Origin of the sequence: Thiorhodococcus fuscus, from assembly GCF_042682685.1 — a bacterium.
Lineage (GTDB): Bacteria > Pseudomonadota > Gammaproteobacteria > Chromatiales > Chromatiaceae > Imhoffiella > Imhoffiella fuscus.
Genome location: NZ_JBHUHX010000055.1, coordinates 1 through 2,169 on the forward strand (window position 1 = coordinate 1; position 2,169 = coordinate 2,169).

3 protein-coding genes are annotated in these 2,169 nt (G+C 44.0%); 1 reads left to right on the forward strand and 2 read right to left on the reverse strand.

The annotated features are described in order from the left end of the window. Positions 1-1,032 precede the first annotated feature (1,032 nt). Positions 1,033-1,257: a hypothetical protein gene (locus ACFSJC_RS18065; RefSeq protein ID WP_386028594.1), complete on the reverse strand. Its 225-nt coding sequence runs from the start codon at positions 1,255-1,257 to the stop codon at positions 1,033-1,035. Positions 1,258-1,386: 129 nt separating this feature from the next. Continuing rightward, positions 1,387-1,767 carry a hypothetical protein gene (locus tag ACFSJC_RS18070; RefSeq protein WP_386028595.1) on the reverse strand — a complete coding sequence of 127 codons (381 nt, stop codon included), beginning with the start codon at positions 1,765-1,767 and terminating at the stop codon, positions 1,387-1,389. Between the two features lie 82 nt (positions 1,768-1,849). Here ACFSJC_RS18070 and ACFSJC_RS18075 point away from each other — a divergent pair, with 82 nt between their 5' ends. Beyond that, the gene (locus ACFSJC_RS18075; RefSeq protein ID WP_386028596.1) at positions 1,850-2,086 is read left to right on the forward strand and encodes a hypothetical protein; all 237 of its coding nucleotides are present in this window, start codon (positions 1,850-1,852) and stop codon (positions 2,084-2,086) included. The last annotated feature ends 83 nt before the right edge of the window (positions 2,087-2,169 follow it).

Consider the following 2,169-nt stretch of genomic DNA (forward strand, 5'->3'; position numbering starts at 1 on the left):
AAGGACTGGGCTGAGAAACGCCCCGAACTATTCAAAAAACGCGTATACAATCTTCGGGGACTTGACACTCTGGTATACCTCCGAGATTATAGCCATCCGATGTAGCGTTCTCGTTATACCCATACCATTCCACGCAAGTCTGCAAGTGCTTGATTTCGCGCGATCATCCCAAAGCGCCTGTCTGTATAAATCAGCAGCTTAGGAATCGGTCAGCGAAGATGTGTGTAACGAGATGCGTTATCCCTCAACAATACTCACTAGCTACGTCGGCAAATCGAGGGGCATGATGGATATCACGTCAGATAGCTATAGGGACAGAAAAAGTGAATATATTTAAGCCTAGCCCCTTTTCCCCAACGGGGCTTGGCGGGCTACTTCAACTACTACTCTGCCGTATCTCAAAATCTATCTTTTTCTTTAGCAACAATCAGAAAAATCAATCCTATGTAATAGAGAAACTCATATAAATCTGAGGCTTCGAAGCGAAGTAAATCTACTACCGCCTCGCCTCCCGGAAATTTATTTACAAAGATCGCGAATGGAAGTAGCGCGAAGATCAGCGGAGACCCGATCCTTCTCAAGCGCAACAAGAAAACAGCACAAAGACACAGCGCTGTACTCAGGCACCGATATGAATCGAACTCCCAGTAGTTAACAGCAAGCCCTTGCATCAAGACGAAGTATCCAACCAAGAAAGACAGCAAATATATCGCAAAAACAGACGATATGAAAGACCACCTCCCTATACCACTAATAAAAACCTGTTTTAAAAAATTAACATGAGCTTTCTCTATTCTGGAAGAACAGCGTCAAGTTTTGCGTAGCGAGTCAATTGATGCGGAAAACCTAAGTGCTAGCGAATCGCCTAGCCGCCACAGGCGCAGGACCACGCGGGGGCTGAAAAGACGAGAACTGGAGCCGGCTTCTTCCCTACTTGGATCCCCTTGGGAAAAGCGGCCGCCAAGTAACCAGAATGCTTCGCTAAACCTATAAGCAAAAAGCCCCGCGTAAGCAGGGCTTGAAAGAGCGTGACTAAACAATAGCCGATTTCAATTCTACGACAACAAAAGGACTGTGCTCACGAACAAAAAAATTCGCCGCTTGCGCCATCGCAAAAGCATCCATTAATTCACCTCCCTCAAAAATTTTAACTGGCAAATTCAAAGTCGAAGCCATATCGAGATATGAAAAATGGAAAAAGGGGCCAGGCTCAATATCTGCTATCTTTGCTTCATGCCTCGGCGCACTAGCATCCACATCGACGGACTGCCACTACACATCGTCCAGCGCGGCCACAACCGGGCGCCCTGTTTCTTTGGCGCTGTGAATATATTGAGCCTAGCCCCTTTTCCCGCAGCTAATATTTTGATGCGATTGACTTGTGGGTTATTCAGGGTCAGAGCAAAGATAGCCTGTTATATATATGTCGGCATTAAATCGATTAATCATACTTATGGTATTTCTTTTGAGCATAATCGGACATACGATTGTCTCTTTAATGTCATAAAATACACCGACACGCAACAGCAGCTCAACTTCGCACAGCAAGCCTTCGACGCTAAAGAGTTTTCCGAGAAAGACATTTAACTCTTCATCAAGCGAATTTTCCAAATCGTCATCTGTTCGATAAGATATTACAAGAGATGAATCATTGCCTCGAGTCTCTATCGAAAATTCGGCAGGCAACTTCTTACTCAAAGAGCCCATTGTTGCGGTAGATAAGTTTTCGATAAATAATTGAATATCAACAGTAACAGCCATCTGCATTCAAGGGATTCGAGATTATCAGTAATGCCGTTCTTGTCGCAACCTAAATCAGAACAGCATATCTCTGAAGGAATTATCCACCATGGAAGAAGCCATTCCAGTAATTCCAGGTCCGCCGAGCCTCTTTACTTACTTTTATTATCGTAGCGCTTTGGTTTTCCGAATTATTCCCACTCCCGATGCTAGTTTCAGGCACATACCCTGCACCATCTTTGAGTTTGTTGAAATCCGGACACCTGTGAAACCAGTTCCAAAATATTTTTCCCAAACCATAGAATGGATAAAATTTGAACTTTGCTATTACAGTGAGAATCAATGAAGTTGAGAGGATTACTATAGCCATCTAATGTGATATCCGGACATTAAAATTGAGCAGCATATCGCGTCTCCGGAAGATGGAAG

What these genes read in the sequence shown, in the direction of transcription:
- ACFSJC_RS18070 (WP_386028595.1), bottom strand. Translation starts at nt 1,767, where the DNA reads ATGCAGATGGCTGTTACTGTTGATATTCAATTATTTATCGAAAACTTA.
- ACFSJC_RS18075 (WP_386028596.1), top strand. Translation starts at nt 1,850, where the DNA reads ATGGAAGAAGCCATTCCAGTAATTCCAGGTCCGCCGAGCCTCTTTACT.